This is a genomic window from Nocardia glycosmidis, from assembly GCF_052545115.1.
Genome location: NZ_JBQWRH010000016.1, coordinates 157095 through 174839 on the forward strand (window position 1 = coordinate 157095; position 17745 = coordinate 174839).

Annotated in this window: 18 protein-coding genes and 1 pseudogene; 14 read left to right on the forward strand and 5 right to left on the reverse strand. The window is 65.3% G+C overall.

What is annotated here, in order from left to right; translation table 11 throughout:
* Positions 1 to 330 precede the first annotated feature (330 nt).
* The 3 genes from ACT86A_RS20670 (at position 331) to ACT86A_RS20680 (ending at position 2292) form a co-directional block, all read left to right on the forward strand.
* The gene (locus tag ACT86A_RS20670) at positions 331 to 591 is read left to right on the forward strand and encodes a hypothetical protein (protein ID WP_445093814.1); all 261 of its coding nucleotides are present in this window, start codon (positions 331 to 333) and stop codon (positions 589 to 591) included.
* 77 nt (positions 592 to 668) lie between these two features.
* Positions 669 to 1430, forward strand: coding sequence for a glutamate racemase (locus ACT86A_RS20675; protein WP_445093815.1), 762 nt, complete (start codon positions 669 to 671; stop codon positions 1428 to 1430).
* A gap of 121 nt (positions 1431 to 1551) precedes the next feature.
* Positions 1552 to 2292: a DNA alkylation repair protein gene (locus tag ACT86A_RS20680; RefSeq protein WP_445093816.1), complete on the forward strand. Its 741-nt coding sequence runs from the start codon at positions 1552 to 1554 to the stop codon at positions 2290 to 2292.
* An 80-nt stretch (positions 2293 to 2372) separates the two neighbouring features.
* On the opposite strand, the gene ACT86A_RS20685 is transcribed toward ACT86A_RS20680, so the two are convergent.
* Together ACT86A_RS20685 and mftR2 are read right to left on the reverse strand one after the other, a co-directional pair.
* Positions 2373 to 3428 (reverse strand): 2Fe-2S iron-sulfur cluster-binding protein, encoded by a 1056-nt coding sequence (locus ACT86A_RS20685; protein ID WP_445093817.1) that lies wholly within the window; start codon positions 3426 to 3428, stop codon positions 2373 to 2375.
* Between the two features lie 38 nt (positions 3429 to 3466).
* Positions 3467 to 4105 (reverse strand): mycofactocin system transcriptional regulator MftR2, encoded by a 639-nt coding sequence (gene mftR2 / locus ACT86A_RS20690; protein WP_445093818.1) that lies wholly within the window; start codon positions 4103 to 4105, stop codon positions 3467 to 3469.
* Positions 4106 to 4696: 591 nt separating this feature from the next.
* Here mftR2 and mftA point away from each other — a divergent pair.
* The 6 genes and pseudogenes from mftA (at position 4697) to ACT86A_RS20720 (ending at position 11107) form a co-directional block, all read left to right on the forward strand.
* Positions 4697 to 4795: a mycofactocin precursor MftA gene (gene mftA / locus ACT86A_RS20695; RefSeq protein ID WP_445093834.1), complete on the forward strand. Its 99-nt coding sequence runs from the start codon at positions 4697 to 4699 to the stop codon at positions 4793 to 4795.
* Between the two features lie 14 nt (positions 4796 to 4809).
* Positions 4810 to 5052: pseudogene (gene mftB, locus ACT86A_RS20700) on the forward strand (mycofactocin biosynthesis chaperone MftB); the annotation flags it as partial.
* A 144-nt stretch (positions 5053 to 5196) separates the two neighbouring features.
* Positions 5197 to 6426: a mycofactocin radical SAM maturase gene (gene mftC, locus ACT86A_RS20705; protein ID WP_445093835.1), complete on the forward strand. Its 1230-nt coding sequence runs from the start codon at positions 5197 to 5199 to the stop codon at positions 6424 to 6426.
* A 230-nt stretch (positions 6427 to 6656) separates the two neighbouring features.
* Positions 6657 to 8054: a mycofactocin biosynthesis glycosyltransferase MftF gene (gene mftF / locus ACT86A_RS20710; RefSeq protein ID WP_445093819.1), complete on the forward strand. Its 1398-nt coding sequence runs from the start codon at positions 6657 to 6659 to the stop codon at positions 8052 to 8054.
* Between the two features lie 107 nt (positions 8055 to 8161).
* Entirely contained in the window at positions 8162 to 9613 is a 1452-nt protein-coding gene (gene mftG, locus ACT86A_RS20715) for a mycofactocin dehydrogenase MftG (protein WP_445093820.1), read from the forward strand.
* 1275 nt (positions 9614 to 10888) lie between these two features.
* Positions 10889 to 11107, forward strand: a complete 219-nt coding sequence (locus tag ACT86A_RS20720) for an MbtH family protein (RefSeq protein ID WP_445093821.1) — start codon at positions 10889 to 10891, stop codon at positions 11105 to 11107.
* 78 nt (positions 11108 to 11185) lie between these two features.
* Here the strand turns inward: ACT86A_RS20720 and ACT86A_RS20725 are convergent, their stop codons facing one another.
* The 3 genes from ACT86A_RS20725 to ACT86A_RS27560 all read right to left on the reverse strand — a co-directional run bounded on the left by ACT86A_RS20725 (position 11186) and on the right by ACT86A_RS27560 (position 13532).
* Positions 11186 to 12529, reverse strand: coding sequence for a helix-turn-helix domain-containing protein (locus tag ACT86A_RS20725; protein WP_508104368.1), 1344 nt, complete (start codon positions 12527 to 12529; stop codon positions 11186 to 11188).
* A gap of 503 nt (positions 12530 to 13032) precedes the next feature.
* Complete coding sequence (locus ACT86A_RS27555) at positions 13033 to 13212, reverse strand: transposase (RefSeq protein ID WP_508104369.1); 180 nt, start codon at positions 13210 to 13212, stop codon at positions 13033 to 13035.
* Positions 13188 to 13532 (reverse strand): transposase, encoded by a 345-nt coding sequence (locus tag ACT86A_RS27560; protein WP_508104370.1) that lies wholly within the window; start codon positions 13530 to 13532, stop codon positions 13188 to 13190. The genes ACT86A_RS27555 and ACT86A_RS27560 overlap by 25 nt, the downstream gene beginning before the upstream one ends.
* A gap of 269 nt (positions 13533 to 13801) precedes the next feature.
* Here ACT86A_RS27560 and ACT86A_RS20740 point away from each other — a divergent pair, with 269 nt between their 5' ends.
* The 5 genes from ACT86A_RS20740 to ACT86A_RS20760 are packed head-to-tail and all read left to right on the forward strand — an operon-like array spanning position 13802 to position 17468.
* On the forward strand, positions 13802 to 15145 hold the full coding sequence (locus ACT86A_RS20740) for an aromatic ring-hydroxylating oxygenase subunit alpha (protein ID WP_445093822.1): 1344 nt from the start codon (positions 13802 to 13804) through the stop codon (positions 15143 to 15145).
* Positions 15146 to 15754: an aromatic-ring-hydroxylating dioxygenase subunit beta gene (locus tag ACT86A_RS20745; RefSeq protein ID WP_445093823.1), complete on the forward strand. Its 609-nt coding sequence runs from the start codon at positions 15146 to 15148 to the stop codon at positions 15752 to 15754.
* Entirely contained in the window at positions 15751 to 16023 is a 273-nt protein-coding gene (locus tag ACT86A_RS20750; RefSeq protein WP_445093824.1) for a hypothetical protein, read from the forward strand. The genes ACT86A_RS20745 and ACT86A_RS20750 overlap by 4 nt, the downstream gene beginning before the upstream one ends.
* A 22-nt stretch (positions 16024 to 16045) precedes the next feature.
* Positions 16046 to 16243 (forward strand): ferredoxin, encoded by a 198-nt coding sequence (locus ACT86A_RS20755; protein WP_445093825.1) that lies wholly within the window; start codon positions 16046 to 16048, stop codon positions 16241 to 16243.
* The gene (locus ACT86A_RS20760) at positions 16236 to 17468 is read left to right on the forward strand and encodes an NAD(P)/FAD-dependent oxidoreductase (RefSeq protein WP_445093826.1); all 1233 of its coding nucleotides are present in this window, start codon (positions 16236 to 16238) and stop codon (positions 17466 to 17468) included. The genes ACT86A_RS20755 and ACT86A_RS20760 overlap by 8 nt, the downstream gene beginning before the upstream one ends.
* The last annotated feature ends 277 nt before the right edge of the window (positions 17469 to 17745 follow it).

Here is a 17745-nt window from a genome sequence, read left to right on the forward strand (position 1 = left end):
CCTACTTTCCAGCGTGTGCCTGGGAAGCACCTACGTTACCCCAGCCCTGCCGAGCTTTGCCGCTGCTATTTGGCTGCTGGATTTGAATCGGAATCCGGTACAAATATTCGCTTCTCGGCGATTGCCTCGCCGAACATGTTGTGACAGAGACCAACTGCGCGGTGAGATCCTCCCCCGTCCTCGAAAGGGACTGTAATTTCTTCGGCTCTGTCACATTTTCGGTGGTAGGGACTACCGGCTTATCCGAGGAGGATTCGGTGCCGCGTTGCGGCGGGCTGGAGCCGTCGTAGGTAAGTGGTAGGAGTCGGTGACCGTGGGGTGCTCGACGAGATGCCCGACGGAGTCGTCTTCGGCATCGAAGCCATTCCCGAGCCCCTCACCGTGTACGCGCCGAGACTGCTGGCCCTGGTCTTGGGTGGTGACCACGTCGGATATCTCGACAGCGAGATCGCCGAGGGGTTGCACCCGCTGATCGTGCAGGCCAACTCGATGGGATTCGTTGTCCGGATGAGAGCGAGAATGTACTCGGCGGGCACGCAGGACAGACGCCTCGAGCTGATAGGACCTGCATGCGAATCCCGCGCCACCTAACTGGTACGGCCTGAAGACGCGGAGGGGCGCAGGAGTGAGGCGGGGGACCCGGAGCGCGACTGTAATACGGTGGTCCGATGATCGTCGCGCTCATCGACTCGGGTCTGGGATTGCTGCCCACCTCCGCTTGGTTGCGTAAGTTGCGGCCGGATGTGGATCTGCTCCTGCAATTGGACCCGGATGGCGCGCCGTGGGGGCCGAAGCCGGAAGAGTGGGTGATCGAGCGGGTGGTGGACGCGGCCCGGACCGCCCTGCGATCGGGCGCCGAGGTGATCGTCCTACCGTGTAACACCGCCAGTGTCACGGCGCTGGAGCACGTCCGCGTGGAAGTTGGCCCGGACGTCCCGGTGATCGGCACCGTGCCCGCGATCAAGCCCGCGGCCGCGGTGTGCGGCTCGGTAGCGGTCTGGGCGACCGCCGCGACCACGGCGAGCCGGTATCAGGCCGATCTGATCGCGAAGTTCGGCGGCGATGCCGAGGTGGTCGGCGTCGCGTGCCATGGATTGGCAGACGCGATCGATCGCGGCGATTTGGCGGCAGCCCACGAGGCGATCGCGCGCGCCGCCGGGCAGACGCCGGCGGGTGTCGAGGGCGTGGTGCTCGGCTGCACGCACTATCCACTGGTGACCGACGCGATCGTGGCAGCGCTCCCGGACAGCGTGCGCCTGTTCGACAGCGCGCAGGCCGTGGCCGCGCAGGCCGTTCGGCGCATCGAGGCCCTTGGTCGCCCGAGCACCGGGAACGGCGAGGTCCGGGTACTGACCAGCGGCAGACCGGGCGCGCTGCCCGCCAGCGCGGCGGCCTTCGAGTCGGGCCGCCTGCTGGGTGCGCTGGGCTGAGCGGTTCTCCGGACGCACAGCCGTTCACCTGGCGCGGGCAAAACCGAATGACGGTTCGCCGGTCGCGTGGCCGGGCTGCGAGCGGAGCCGGTTGCGGCAGGATGAAACGAAGGACTGTTCGATGACCGAGATAGCGATGAGCGCGGCGGATGTGCAGGCGGCTCTGCGGGCGATCGCGAACCCAGCCGACGCGGTGCACTCGCAGCGATTCTTCAAGACCGGGCCGGGGGAGTACGGCGAGGGCGATGTGTTCATCGGCGTCCGGGTGCCCGCGAACCGAGGTGTCGCGAAACGGTTCGCGGGGCTTGCGCTCGACGAGATCGACCGGCTGCTCGACAGTGCGGTGCACGAAGATCGCTTCGCCGGGCTGGTCATCCTGAACGCGCGATTCGCCGCAGCGTCCAAGCCGCGCACCTTCGACGACGTCGCCCGCGTGGCAGTGGTGGAGCTGTACTTGGCGGCCGTTCGCCGTGGCCGGGTGAACAACTGGGATCTGGTCGACGTGTCGGCCGAGAACATCGTCGGCCCGTGGCTGCTCGACAAACCCCGCGACCTGCTGTTCGAACTGGCACAGGCTGATTCGCTGTGGGAGCGGCGGGTAGCTCTGCTGTCCACATTCGCGTTCATCAAGGCGGGCGATGCCTCGACCACCTTCGCGGTGAGCGAATTCCTGCTCGATGACCGGCGCGATCTGATCCAGAAGGCGCTCGGCTGGATGCTGCGTGAAATCGGTAAGCGCATCGACCGAGCGCTGCTGATCGGCTTCCTCGACCGGCACGCGATGGGCCTAGGGCGTACCGCGTTGAGCTACGCGACCGAGCATTTACCGCCCGAACTCCGCGCCGATTACCGCGCTCGATAACCAGCGGCGCCGATTACCGCGCTCGATAGCCGGCCGCGAACGGCTGGCCGATGGCGAACGCGTACCAGAGCCGGGCCGGCTCAGAACTGGATCTTCAGGTGATCGGTCACCGGATGTGCCTGGCAGCCGAGGATGTAGCCGTTCTCGATGTCTTCCGGATCGAGGATTTCGGCATTGTCCATCTCGACCTTGCCCTCCAGCACCGTGCACGCGCAGGACCCGCATTCGCCTTCCTGACAGGAATAGGGCACGTCCAAACCTTTGGCCAGCATGATGTCCACCAGCGTCTGTTTGCGCGGCCAGGTCAGCTCGTGCACCGTGCCGTCGAGTTCCACCTCGACGGTCGCCGCGTCGGCAGCCTCCGCGTCGGACACCTCGACCGGCGCCTGGTCGGCGAACGGGTCTCCGGCAAGCGAGTTGAACACTTCCGCGTGCGTGCGCGAGCGCGGCACGCCGAGTTGCGCGAGCGCGTCGTGCACCCGGTCCATGAACGGCTTCGGCCCGCACAGGAACGCGTCGTAGCCCCGATACGGCGCGACGAGCGTGGCCAGCGCGTCGGCCGTCGGCAATCCCTGCAGATTTTCCAGCCAGTGGATCACGGTGAGCCGCTGCGGGTGCTTGTCGGCCAGCTCGCGCAGCTCGCCGGCGAAGATCACCGATTCGTGGTCGCGGTTGGCGTAGACGAGCACGATGCGGCCGCTGCCGCGCGCCAGTGCCGATTTCAGGATGGACATCACCGGTGTGATGCCGCTGCCCGCGCCGAACAGCAGCAGATCGTCGTCCAGATTGTCGGGCGTGAAGACACCCGAAGGTGGCAGCACTTCGATCTGGTCGCCCGCCCGCACGTTGTCGCACACCCAGTTCGACCCGTAGCCGCCGTCGGTCCGCTTGATGGTGACCTTCGGGCGATCGTCGGTGTAGGGCGAACTGGCCAGCGAATAGCATCGGGCTACCGAGCCGGTTCGGTCGCTGGGGATGCGCAGTGTGAGGAACTGGCCCGGCTGGTAGCGCAACTTCTCGGCCAGTTCGTGCGGGACGTCGAAGACCAGCGAGCAGGTGTCCGGCGTTTCGGCGATCACCGCGGACACCCGCAGCACGACCGAGCGCGAGCCGTGCGGAACCTCGACAGTGGTCATGTCGCCCTCTCGAACCAAATCTAGAACGTGTTTCAGTTTCATCGTAGGTCGGTCGTCGCCTGCCGGACAAGCTGGGCTTCCAGGCCGGCGATCAGTACGTCCATGCCGAAGTCGTACGAGTACGCCCCGCGCAGATCGCCGAGGTACCGGTTGGCCCGCTCGACGATGGGTGGCAGGGTGACGTCGGTCGGTGCGGTCCGGTCGCGCGGGTTCACGCGGCGACGGCCGAAGAGGTATGTGTGGATGGTCGCGTAAGCGGCGAGCACGTTGCGGTCGGCGAAGCCCGCTTCGGCCAGGATATCCATGACCGCGGCGATCAGGTCCAGCTGTTTGCCGAGCATCTGCTCGATCAGAATGTCGCCCAGGCCGGGATATTTGCGCAGCTTTTCGTCGATCTGGTCGACGAGGTCGCGCAGCCGGTGCTGCCACGGCCCGGATTCGGGTGGTGGCGTGCGTACTCCGGTGAGTGCCGCGCTGGCGACCAGGTCGAGCAGCTCGCGCTTGTCGGCGACGTAGTAATACGGCGCCATCGGGGAGACGCCGAGTTCGCGGGAAAGTCGCCGCATCGACAGTTTCGCCACGCCGTCCTGGCGGACCACCTGCAGGGCGGCCTCGACGATTTCGGACTCCGACAGTGCTTGATTCGTGGCGGTCCCGGACTCTCCGTGGCTACGCAAGCTGCTGCCTCCGGCCCGGACGCTCATACCGCGGTGTGCTGCCGCCCCCGTTCGCCTGCATTCGTCCGACTCCCATTCCACCTCGACCGCTATCGGGCATACGATGCCCGTCGCATTCTGTTCCCTGCCTGTCATTCGCAGTCTAGATCGCGGGTTTCGGCCCCGGTCGCCGCGCGTTCGACTCGGCGAATGTCCGGATCGTTCGGTCGTCCGGGTGGGTTGTGGAGCTTCGTCCGCGACTTCGCGGATGGTGTCCGGTCTTGTTGAGCCCGGGGGCGGTCTCGCTGAGCCCGGGGGCGGTCTCGTTGCGTCGAGGCATTGTTCAACGAGGCGAACCCGCCATTCGCCGGCTCGTGCTGCCGATGCGCCGCAGGCGGGCGCCCGTGGGTTGCCGCAACTTCGATGAGACCGGACGACTGGGTGAAACATGTTCCAGCCCAGCCGCTGCCGGGGTTCCATTTTGTCATCTGATGACGTTATTGTGTGGGCGCGGGCTCACCCCGATCGCCTCGCATACGGATCGCTCCCTCGGAGGTAGGCATGCCGGAATACGGATCCATCGGACACGCCGACAACGGCAACACTGGACGGCTGGAGACTGCCGCCGCGCGCTCTGTCGAGGAACCGTCGCTGATCGAAGAAAGCCTCATCGAAGAGGTGTCCATCGACGGTATGTGCGGCGTCTACTGACCGGGCCGACGACAATGCTCGATCTCGAGAGCCGCTGGCAACTGCACCAGCGAGTGGCGCTGCGCCAGGAACCGTTCGGTGCGTTGCTCTACCACTTCGGCACGCGCAAACTGTCGTTCCTGAAAAGTCCGCGGATCGTCGAGATAGTGCGGTCGCTGCCGGAACACGACTCGGCTCGTGCCGCCCTGCGCGCCGCGGGTGTACCGGAGGAAAGTGCCTCGCCGTACGTCGAAGCGCTCACCCAACTGGCCGATTCGGACATGATCGTCGGTGCGCGGACCTGCGGAGCGCCGCCCGCCGCGGAGCGTCGACCAGTGCATCGAGGACACGGCACATCAGTCGCGCCGAGCGGGGTCGAGCGGCAGCCGGACGCGGTCGTCGGTGCGGCTGCGGCGGCGCGGGTGGTCCCGCCGGCGGACCGGGCGGTACGCCTGGTAGACCGCTTCGAATCCGGCCTCGCGGCGCCGATCTGCCTGACTTGGGAACTCACCTACGCCTGCAATCTGTCCTGCGTACACTGCCTGTCCTCCTCGGGCCGTAGGGACCCGCGCGAGCTGAGCACCGAGCAGTGCAAGGCGCTGATCGACGAGTTCGAGCGCATGCAGGTGTTCTATGTGAACATCGGCGGCGGCGAGCCCACGGTGCGCCCGGATTTCTGGGAGCTGGTCGACTACGCGACCGCGCATCACGTGGGTGTGAAATTCTCCACCAACGGGGTTCGGATCACGCCGGAGATCGCGGCCCGGCTCGCGGCAAGCGATTACGTCGACGTGCAGGTTTCGCTGGACGGCGCGGACGCGGCGGTCAACGACGCCGTGCGTGGGCCCGGCTCTTACGACACGGCCATCCGCGCGCTGGAAAACCTTGCGGCGGCTGGCTTTCGGGACGCGAAACTGTCGGTCGTGGCGACCAGGCACAATATCGGCCAGCTCGATCAGTTCCGGGCGATCGCCGACCGGTACGGCGCCACGCTACGTCTGACCAGGCTGCGGCCGTCCGGGCGGGGCGCGGACGTGTGGGACGACTTGCACCCCACGCCCGACCAGCAGCGCGTGCTCTACGACTGGCTGCTGCGCAACGGAGAGGGCGTGCTCACCGGCGACTCGTTCTTCCATCTGTCCGCGTTCGGTCAGGCGCTGCCGGGACTGAACATGTGCGGCGCGGGCCGCGTGGTCTGCCTGGTCGACCCGGTCGGCGACGTCTACGCCTGTCCATTCGCCATCCACGACCGGTTCCACGCGGGGAATGTGGTGACCGACGGGGGTTTCGGCGCCGTATGGAGGTCCTCGGAGTTGTTCGCCGAGTTGCGCGAACCGAGCGGCGGCGGCGCGTGCGCCTCGTGCGGTCACTACGACGCCTGCCGGGGCGGCTGTATGGCGGCCAAGTTCTTCACCGGGCTCCCCGCGGACGGACCGGACCCGGAGTGTGTCCAGGGGTATGGCGAGGCGGCGCTTGCCGACACCGCACGAATGATCCCACGCTCGTCGGTCGACCATTCTCGCCGGGCGGTACCGCGTGCGGAGGGGCGCGGGACCGGACCGATCCCGCTGACCCTGAGTGCGACGCGCCCGGCCGCCTACGCGCCGGAACGCCGACCCGCGCGAGCGTGCGACGAGAGTCCACTGGCCTGATGCCATGAGGTTGCTGAAAGTATGCTGAAAGTGCGTTTGCCGCTGTCACGCAGTCTGCGACCGGGCGATAGCCATTATGTTGCCGGATGCTGGAGAACGCGCGCAGGAGACTCGTCGGCATCGCGCGCGGTGCGCGATGCCCTCCGCGGCGGGACGGTTGGGCCCGGAATTCTGCCGATTTTTCCGGACTGATGATGTCCGCGCGTGAATCTCCGCATAGCATGCCAGGAATGCGCCATGATCGCCTGCCCGATGGATTCGGGGTGCGGATCGATCCTCGGGTACGCGCATACTCCGGCGGGCGGGTTCTGATCGGCGGTTCACCGGCTCGGTTGCTGCGGCTGGCCCCGGAGGCCGCCGAGATGATCGGCGATGGGTACCTCGAGGTGACCGACCCGAAGTCCGCCGTCGTCGCCAGACGGCTGCTCGATTCCGGCGTCGCCAATCCGCGGCCCCGACTGCTGCCTTCGCCGGACGATGTCACCGTCATCGTGCCGCTGCACAACAACGCCGAGGGCCTCGCGCGGCTGCTCGCCGCGCTGCGCGGACACAACGTCATCGTGGTGGACGATGGTTCGGACCAGCCGGTGCGCATTCCGCGCAACCGCGGCACCCGCTGCCGGGTGACGGTACTGCGGCACGACCGCAAGCAGGGCCCGGCGGCCGCGCGCAATGCCGGTTTGCGCGCGGCGACAACCGACTTCGTCGCGTTCCTGGACTCCGACGTGGTGCCGCGCAGCGGCTGGCTGGAGGTGATGCTCGGCCACTTCAGCGACCCGGGGGTGGCGCTGGTCGCACCGCGGATAGTCGCGCTCGACCCGGAGTCCAACGCGCTGGCGCGGTACGAGCACACCCGCTCCTCGCTCGATCTCGGCAGACGCGAGGCGGCGGTGCACTCGCGCGGGCTGGTGTCCTACGTACCGAGCGCGGCGCTGCTGGTGCGTCGCCGGGCGCTGCTGGCGCAGGGTGGCTTCGATGAGTCGATGCACGTCGCGGAGGATGTCGACCTGTGTTGGCGGCTGGAACGGGCGGGCTGGCGACTTCGCTACGAGCCCGCGGCACATGTGGCGCACGATCACCGGGTCTGCTTTCGCGCGTGGTTCGGCCGGAAGCTGTTCTACGGCACGGGCGCCGCACCGCTGGCCGAGCGCCACGCGGGGATGGTCGCGCCGCTGGCGGTGCCGTCCTGGACGGTGCTGGCCGCGTTCCTGTTCGCCACGCTGACCAGGTGGGGATCACTCGGCGCAATCATCACCCTGATCACCGCGCTGGCCCGCCTGCGCCGGGTTTTCGCCGAACTGGACAACCCCACCCGGATCGCCGCGATCTACCTCGCTCGTGGCTTCTTCGCCGGACTCTGGCGGCTCGCCTCGGCCATGTGCAGGCACTACTGGCCGATCACACTGCTGGCGATGCTGCTCTCGCGGCGGATTCGGCGGATCGCCGTCACGATGGCCCTCGCCGACGGGCTGGCCGATTGGTTCACCCACCGCGACGCGGGCGGACTCGATCCGGTGCGATACGTGGCCTACAAGCGGATCGATGACATCGCCTACGGCACCGGCCTGTGGCTGGGTGCTTTCCGTGCCCGCAGTGTAGAAGCGCTGAAACCTACGACGCCCCGCTGATCGAACCCGCGATTATTGATTCGTCGGCACCTGGGTAACTCACCGGGAACACCCAGAACCCGAGTGACCGATTGGTACGGCCTCGAGACCCGGGGAGGCGGAGGATTATGGTCGACACACTCATTGTCGGGGGCGGTACCGCCGGGTGTGTTCTGGCGGAGCGGTTGAGCGAGGACCCGGCGCATACCGTGCGGCTACTCGAGGCCGGGCAGCTGTGGAACGACTCAGCCGCGATCCCTGCCGAATTGCTCGACGCGACCGCTATGCCACTGAGCCCGGGGGCGGAGTGGTTGTGGCACTACGAAGTCGTCCTCGCCGACGATCCGCCGGTGCCCGCGACCATCGTGCGTGGCAAGGTGATCGGCGGATCGAGCGCGATCAACGGCGGCTATTTCGTCCGGGCCGCGACGGCGGATTTCGACGCCTGGGACCGGGTGCTCGGTGGCTCGGCGACCTGGTCGTTCGACGCTGTGCTGCCGATGTTCCGCCGCACCGAGCGCGACCTGGATTTCGCTGATCGCCCGTGGCACGGCGACCGCGGGCCGGTTCCGGTGCACCGTACCAAGCAGCCGGCCCCGATCAGCGCGGCGTTCACCGTGGCGTGCCTGGACGCCGGTTTCGCCGCGGTGCCCGATCTCAACGCGCCGGACTGTGGTGACGGCGTCGGCGTGGTGCCGTGCAATTGTGAGCAGGGCAGGCGGACCGGCACGGCGCTCGGCTACCTGTTGCCCGTGCTGTCGCGCCCGAATCTGAGCGTCGCCCCCCGCGCATACGCCACCCGCGTCCGCTTCGACGGGTCGCGGGCGATCGGAGTGGACTGTGTCCGCGACGGCCGGGCCGATACCGAGTGGGCCGATCGCGTGATACTCACCGCCGGTGCGATCGAGTCGGCCGTCCTGCTGTTGCGTTCCGGTATCGGCGACCCGGAACAGCTTCGCGCACTGGGCATTCCGGTGGTGCATCCCGCGCGGGTCGGCGCCGGGTTCACCGACCATCCGGAGATCGGCATCTCCTACCAAATCGACTTGGAAGGTCGGCCGAGCGTTCCCCTGGAATCCGTGCTGGGTATCGATGATATCGAGATCCGGCCGTACGCTGTGTCGTTCACGCCGGGCGTGCGCCGGCTCGGCGTCGCGCTGATGCGCCCGCGCTCGTGCGGTGTCCTGCGCCTGCGCTCGGCCATGCCCGGTGCCGCGCCGCTGATCGACTACCGCTACCTCACCGACGAAGAAGATCGCGTCCGCCTGCGCGACGCGGTGTCGACCGCCGCCGACGTGCTGCGCCGGATGGGCGCGCGTCCCGTCGATGCCATTCCGATGCGGTCGCATCTCGATCCCTGGTTACGCGCGAATCTGGCCACCTCGCAGCATCTTTCCGGAACCTGTCCGATGGGCCGCGCGGACGACGCGGCAGCCGTGGTGGACGAGACGTGCCGGGTGCGCGGCGTGACCGGATTGTCCATTGTGGATCTTTCCGTCGTGCCGGTGCCGCTGGGGCGCGGACCGCAGGCCACCGTGGTGATGCTGGCGGAGAAGGCGGCCGCGCACCTCGCCTCGTAAGTCGGGATCGGTTGGTCTCCATCGGCATGGTCTCCGATCGGCATCGCCTGCGCCGGAATGGGATCTGGCGGATAATTCCGTCGGCCGTCGCCGCTCGCGGGATTCGGGTGGCACGAGACGGAATGACCGGCAAGATGGATGCCGGGCCCAATTTTTTAGAGGAAGTGGTTCCTTTTTATGTGCGGACCGCTTACAGTTCGCTCTGCGGGATCATCCGTGTGCGATAGCTGATAGAGCCGTGGTGCCCACGGCCATACGTTGGAGGAATGATCACACGCTAGGCCAGTCCGTCCGGGGGCGCGACCTCACGCCATGACGGTGACCACCGGTTGCCGATCTCTGCACACAATCTGTCGCGACTCCGTGCGCATGCGGTCTGGCCGCTGGCGTTTTCGTCGAATCGCACGTGGTGAAAACGCCATGCGTCCCGGTGGGCAGCCGGGCGCGGCGGCTTGTCCATGCTGCCCAAAAGCATTCGGACGGCTGATGTTCGGCCGAGGAGGAGGCTCGGGTGCGGGGTACGGAGCTTGTCGGCCGGCCGGTCGCGCGCCGGAACACGCCGGTGCTCGCTCCGGGGGCGGCATCGTATGTCGCGCCCGCCCAGAAGCTGCGAGAGTCGATCGGCACCGATAGTCTCTCGGTGCCGATCGGCGCGCCGGCGGTCGAAACTCGGCACTACGCGCGCGGTTCCCGGTTGCGGCCGGTATCGGTGGCGGCAGGCGAGCTGTATCTGTCGGGGGTACAGCTCGCCCAGCGCGTCATCCCGCGAGCGGGATCGACGGCGGCCCGCCGAGGCGATCGCGGTCGAACTGTCCGAACTGTCGGTGTCCACCAGTACCCTGGACACCGGAGTGACCGCGCTGGATCTCCAGCTCACGGTCACCGAAAATCCCGCCGGTGCCGGACTCGGGGAAGGTTCGGCACCGGCGGGAATTCGAGCGGATTCCCGCTACCCACGCATCGTGTCCGTACGGCCACCGACAGATGCCGCGCGCATCGACCGGTCGGCTTTCCGTGCGCGCTCATCCCGCATCTCGCCCTCGGGCCGGTCAGCCTGTCGCGGCTGCGCACCGCGCTCGTTTCTCGGTGGCCGAACCGGCGGTCGTGCTCACCACCGTGCGGGATGCGCCGCAGTTCGGGCGCATGTCCCGACATCGCGAACCGAACGGTTCGAGTGCCGGCCCACCAGGCACCTACCGCGGTCGCCCGGTCGGCCGGCGACATCGCCCGCATGGCTGCCTCGAGCCCTGACCCGAGCAGGAAGAAGGAAAACGAATGAACAATCCGTTCGACGACGATGACGCCAGGTTCTACGTCTTGATCAACGAGGAGGGGCAACACTCGCTGTGGCCGGTCTTCGCCGTCGTTCCCAAGGGCTGGACCATCACCTTCGGCGCCGCCAACCGCAAGTCCTGTCTGCAGTACGTGGAGAACCACTGGCTGGACATGCGTCCCAAGTCGCTCATCGAGGCCGCTTCCAACGAGGCGAACTGACCAACTGAATACGCGGGGCGCGCTGGTCCGACCTCCGCCGTGCCGACCGGCGCGCCCCGCCCGGTCTCCGACGGGGTTTCACGCGTCGGCGCGAGCGCCGAGCACCGCGCGAGCCTGTTGCCGCCACTGCGCGACGGCTCGCGTGTGCAGGCCGCCCAGCGCCGAGTCGAACTGCTCGGCGCGCTGGGTGACGGTGAGCCCGACGTAGGTGCGTGGATCGGTGATCGCGCCGCTCGCCACCGCGCAGGCTTCATCGACCTCGCCGGAGGCCAGCAGCGCGGTAGCGTGCTCGAAGCGGACCAGGGCGGGTTCCATCGTCTCCGACGGGTCGTACAGCGCCATCGCGCGCGCCGCCGCCGCGGCGGTTTCCTCGGCCCGGCCGAGGCGGGAATATCCGATCGCCTGATAAAAGGCGAGTTTCTCCGGTCGGAAAGAGAAGATACCAACCGAAAGGTCTTCCGGTCCCACGTCATCCAATGCCGCTGCCGATCGAGCGATACAGCGCGCGAATTCATCGGCGTGGCCGAGGCCGGCATGTGCGCGTGCGGCCATTCCCCACAACCATGCGGCGGCCGCGCTGTGCGACGGATTTTCTTGCAAACGACCGTCGAGCAGCTGCAAAACTTCCTTCGGTTTATCGCTATAGGTCGGCAAATACGCTAGACCGGCCAGGGCGATATCTTCCGAATATCGGTCACCGATGTCCTGCGCGGCGTGGATCGCGGTGGTGTACCACATGCGGGCTTGGCCGAGATGGCCGTCGTTGAACAGGATTTCGCCGACCACGTTCGCGAGCCTGCCCGCAGTGCGCACCAGCCGGACCTGCTGATGGGTGGGTTGCCGTGCGCCGAGACAGCCGCGGACTATCCGGAATTGCTCCACGCTGGCATGCAGCAGGTCGTGCGGCGGCACCTGCACCACCCGGGTGCCCAGTACCTCGGCAGACTGCTCCAGAAACACCAGTCGCCGCTCGCCGATCGACCCGGCGTCGAGGGTTGCGAGCATCCGCTCCGGTTCGCTTGCCACCAGGTCCGCCGCCTGGCCTGCCAGGCCCGCGCCGATGCAGGCCAGCAGTTCTCGCCTTCTCACGTCCGCTTCCTCGACTTCCTTGTCGAGCCCGATTACCCTACCGAGCTTGGTAAATCCTTCGGGTGCCGGATCGGCGCTTTCGCCGATGGATTCCGACTCCCGGAGCGCTGTTATCGCCCGCTCGAATCGCGTGACAGCTGCTGAATCGGCTTGCAACAGAACCCTATCGAGCAGTCGCTGGCTAGCGGCCTGCATCCGGGTTGTCCGACCGTTCTCCCACAGGGCCACAGTGCGCGGGGTGACGCCCACCAGACGCGCGAATTCGTAACGGCTTCGCTTCATCGCCGTGCGGAGCGCGAGTACGGCTTCGCCCGTCCAGTCGACCTCCACCATAGGTCTCACTTCCGTGCTCCAGGACGATACGAACGGAAAGTACTCGCAATTACTACATTAGGGACTGTTATCCACCGAACCGCCACGCGCACTGTTGAATCTGCACCCGGCATCGGGGGTCACGCCCAGACCCTGTGGAGGGCGCCTCTTGCCCGGAACCCGGCGCACGGTCCCGACACGGCCCGATCCATCCGTGTCGAGCGCGGTTGCGGTGGCGCCTACACGGTGCCGGGTGCACCTACTCATGGAGGTGAAGAATGGAAGCATTGCCCATCGACGGTCTGAGCTACGACCGCGCGCGCTTCGTCCGTGCCGTCCCCGGTGGGCACGGTGCGAGCTGCCGCCGGCACCTAGATGACTGGTGTCGAACGGGCCTGTTGGAGCCGTGATGGCGCCGGATTTGGGGTGTGGTCGGTCGATAATGGCTGGCGGGATGACTCGTGTCTGTTGTTTCGGGTTGTGCCTGTGGTGATTGGCCTGTCGATGCGATGCGCCGGGAGCGCTCAGGCGGGGGTCACGGTCCAGCCTCCGGTGGTGTAGCCGATCCCGAGGACCGCGAGGCGGGCGAGGTTGACCGCGGCGGCAAGCAACCCGAAATCGGCGCCGATCTTGACTTGACCGCGGACTCTGGCGCGGCGTCCGCCGTGGCGGCGGCGCATCAGGTGCCCAATTTTGCGTTCCACCTTGGGCGGGTCATGCGGTAGGAGGCCTTCCAGTCCGGATCGTGCTGACGTTCGCGGGCGGTGGCCAGGTATTTCTCGTGGGCGCCGACGGTGATCGCGCGCCCGCCGGCCGCCGAGGTGCACTGCGCGCGCAGCGGGCACTCGGCGCAGGCGCCGCCGAAGTAGGCGGCACCGGTGTGGCGGCCGGTGCGGGCGGCGATCGTCGCGGTGACCCGGCCGGGCAGGTCACCGTCCGCGCGTCCAGATCGATCGTGAAGCGGTCCTTGAGCGAGCCGATCGTCGACGAGATGCTGCACCGCATCGACCGATCTGAAGGGCAACAGCCGCCGGCTTTCACTCGTCGGTCCGGAGCCGGGGGTGCACCCGAGCCCTGGGGCACCGATGGGGGCCTTGTAGAAAGCGATGTGCTATCGCGATACATAACGTTACGTGATACCTCGCATCACGTTACGTGATACCTCGCATAACGTTACGTGATACCTCCCATAACGTAAGTCGCTCTTTTCCGATCACGTGATAGCCGTTACACTCGGCCAGGTGATAAGGCCGGGTCACTGGCCCGGCTGTTATCGCAGAGGGTAGGAGAGAAATGACAGAAATTCTAACGGGAGCCTCTGCCCGAAGCGTCGACCGACTCGCTCAAAGCCTGGACCGCGGACTCGTTCCGGTAGCCGTATTCGGTGACGAGCAGATTTATCGTGAAGAGTTACGAAAGATCTTCGGGCACGCGTGGCTTTTTCTTGGTCTCGAAGAGGAGGTGTCAGAGGTTGGCGACTACGTTCTCCGCCGAATGGGTGAAGACGAAGTAATTGTTTCGCGTGGCGACGACAACAATGTGCATGTCCTCCTGAACAAGTGCCGCCACCGTGGAGCGGTCGTGTGCCGAGAAGATAGCGGGAACACGTCGAACTTCATGTGTCCCTACCACGGCTGGACCTATGGGAACGACGGGTCGTGGACCGGCGCGCCAAAGCGACCGCGGGCCTATCGGCAACTGGACCGGACATCTTGGGGCCTCATAAAGGCTCCGAAAGTTGAGGTCCGCTGGGGCCTCATTTTCGCGTGCTTGGACCCCGATGGTCCCAGCTTTGAGGAGTACGCTGGAGACGCGCTCTGGTATCTGAGAGGTTTCTTGGGGGCCGATTCCCGCGGGCTTCACGCACTGGGGGACCCGAATCGATGGATCACCAGGACCAACTGGAAGTCGGGATCAGAGAATTTCGGTGGCGACAACTACCACGTCGCGACACTGCATGGTTCGGTCAGTGAAATCGGTGTCCTACCCGACTTTCGGGATGCGAACGAAGGCAACGCTCAATTCGATGCGGGAAATGGCCATGGATGCACAGCTTCTGCGAACTACGCGCCGAGCCTTGGTCTCACACCGTTTGGGTTTTCCCAAGAAGTATGGGATAGCTTCGACAAATCAGACCTCGACGATGACCACTTCAAGTTCCATGAAACACATTTGCTCCTGACCTTCAATTTCTTCCCGAACTTCAGCGTTCTCAGGTTTTTGGGTGCGCCCGATCCTGACACCGGACACGTTCCGAACTTCCTGATGGTTCGGACATGGCAACCGGTGAGTCCCAGCCAAACAGAGGTGTGGAACTGGATGTGTGTCTACAAGGCAGAGCCAAGTGAACACTATGCGGCGGCCTACGCGACCGGGATGCAAATGATGGGGCCTGCGGGGCTGCTTGAACAGGACGACATGGCGGTCTGGGAAGGAGCGGCTGCTGCGGCAACAAGCGTGATGGCGGATATGAATGGTATGGAGTACAACTACCAACTCGGCTTGGAAGGCATGTCTGCCGGTGGACCTGCCGACGACCTCCCGGGACCGGTCTTGGGGAGACACAAGAGCTACAGCGAAGAGAATCAAAGGAGCTTCTTCAAGCAGTGGCGGAAGATGATGGTCGAGGAGGCTTGAGTGACCAGCACGTCAGTACCCAGCAACACCGAGAATCTTCAGCCGGCCGAGGGCGGTCACGACATCCGTAAAGTAACGCCAACGCGCGGATACGAACTCGATGACGAAAAGCTGACGTTTCTCTCGGCGGCCCGAGCATTCCTAGATCACGAGTCGACGTTGTTGGACAGCCCTAAGCGGTTGTGGGAGTGGTTCGACCTTCTTTCGGCCGACTTCTACTATCACATCCCGGTGCGTATTTCGCGGGAGCGTCGATCTCGGTTGGGTGAGTTCTCAGAGCACGGTTATCACATGCTCGAGACGCTGGAATCCATACGACTGCGCATTGAGCGCCTCGATACAGAACATGCATGGGCAGAAGAACCTCCTTCCCGCCTGCGTCGAGTGATTTCGGGTGTGGAGGTTCTGGAACAACGATCGTCAACCGACTACTTGGTAGCCAGTTCATTCCTCCTCTTTCGGGGGCGAGGCAGTCTCGATTCAGATCTCCTCGCCGGTCAACGACAGGATCTGCTGCACGTGGAAAACGGTCGTATTCTTCTCGGGGGACGCACGGTACTTCTCGAGCACACGGTGATACCGACGGCGAACCTGGGAGTCTTCCTTTGAAACACGACGACCAGGACGAACATCTGGAGCCGGGATCATCCAAGGAACACGCAGCGCGGCAAGTGAGTAATGCCCTGCCGGCGATCTTGTCCAACGAGTTCGCGTTCGTTGAGTTGGATATCATCCGTTATGGAAACGGTGAGCGCCTCTCGATTACGTCCCCGTCGCGCGGTACGACGAGCTACGTAGATCCGGTCGTTTTACAAGCTATTTCAAGTATGGACGCGGAAGAACTGCGAAGTTTGGTCACGCGTAACCTCGACCAGTGACCCGACTGCGAAGGAACACATAGTGGTACACGTTTCGATAGACCGTGACAAATGTCAGGGGTACGGCAATTGCATTATGGAGGCACCAGACGTATTCGATCTAGACAACGACGGACTGGTTACCCTGTTGGATTCCGGGGAGATTGACGCCACGCAGCCCGGAGTCATCGGTGCGGTCAAATCATGCCCAGTGCATGCGCTTCGGTTGCGCGATGAGTAAAGAACTCCCGAACCCGGACGGTCATCTCGTTGTTGTGGGCGCTGGAATAGCTGGTGTCCGTGTTGTCGAGGCAACGCGAAGTGCGGGATGGGCCGGTCCTATCTCGCTGGTCGGTAATCAGCCAGGACTGCCGTACGACTTGCCGCCTCTGTCCAAGAATATCATTTCAGGGACCTGGACCGCGAAGCAAGCTGAACTGATTTCGTACGAAATGCTGGATGCTTTGGCCGTGCGCTATTTCGAGTTCGACCCGGCAGTCCAGCTGGACCGACGTCGTAATGTTGTTTCATTGAACAGCGGCATCGAGTTGACATATGACACTCTTGTGATCGCGTCCGGCGCTCGAGCGAAACCACTCTCGGGCAACCCTCGAGTACATACCATCCGGACCATGGCCGACGCCGAACAGCTGCGAGACAGGTTGAATTCTGCGGCACCCAGCACGGTGGTAGTGGTCGGTTCGGGGTTCATCGCGGCTGAGGCCGCAGCGGCGATTTCACGGTACCGTGACCACGCCGTGCATCTGGTCTGCCGCGGGCCCGGACCGTGCGCCAAATCTGTCGGACCACCACTCGCCCGTTGGCTGCGAGAGCTGCATGAGAAAAACGGCGTGGTAGTACATGCTCAACGCACCGGAACGATCATGGAACGATGTGGCGCGATGCCCCTTGAAGTCATCCTTGACGACGGACGGACACTGGTTGCCGATGTTGCCATCGGAGGCGTCGGATCGGAGCCCAACCTGGAGTGGATCGGGTCGGCGAATATTCCGACCGATCAGGGTGTTCTTACCGATGCTGACGGCCGTGTGGTCGGGACCCCAGACGAGTTCATCTTCGCGGTCGGTGACTGCGCCCAGTGGGGAAGCTCTGCAGATGGCGTGTCACGAGGCCAGCACTGGACTCGAGCGGTCGATCAGGCGCGACACGTCGGCCTGAGACTGGGCAGTGGCAACTATGCGCGGGACGCCGACACAACGCGGCCGGCGACGGTTCCCTATGTGTGGTCGGATCAGTACGAATCCACCATCCAAGTCATGGGGAACGTCTCTCCCGAAGACGACGTTCACCACTTGGTGCTGGACGACACCACCGCAATGGCGGTTTACGGAAAAGGCGCATATGTGACGGGAGTGGTGTCGGTAGGACTTCCGCGCGCGGCATTGAAAATTCGCAAAGCCATGAAGGACAGCAGGCGCATCGAAGACATCTTGGCGCACGTCTAAAGGTCAGTGAAGATAGATATGTGGCGTATGAAGTACGCGCTGACCTACCTCGGCGGCGTCCTATTGGCCTGCGCCGTCATCCACGCTCGTGTCGGGACCAGCAATTTGGGAGACACGGCCTAGCCGCCGCCTCCGGTGTCCAGCAGGCTGCCACCCAGTGATCGGCCGTGGAACCGCTGCCGGCCATGCTCGGTGCATGCCTGCTGCTGGTCGCCGCGATCATCGCCCTCGGCTCCTGCTTACCGCACAGCCGCGCCTCGGACGCCCACCGCCCGCC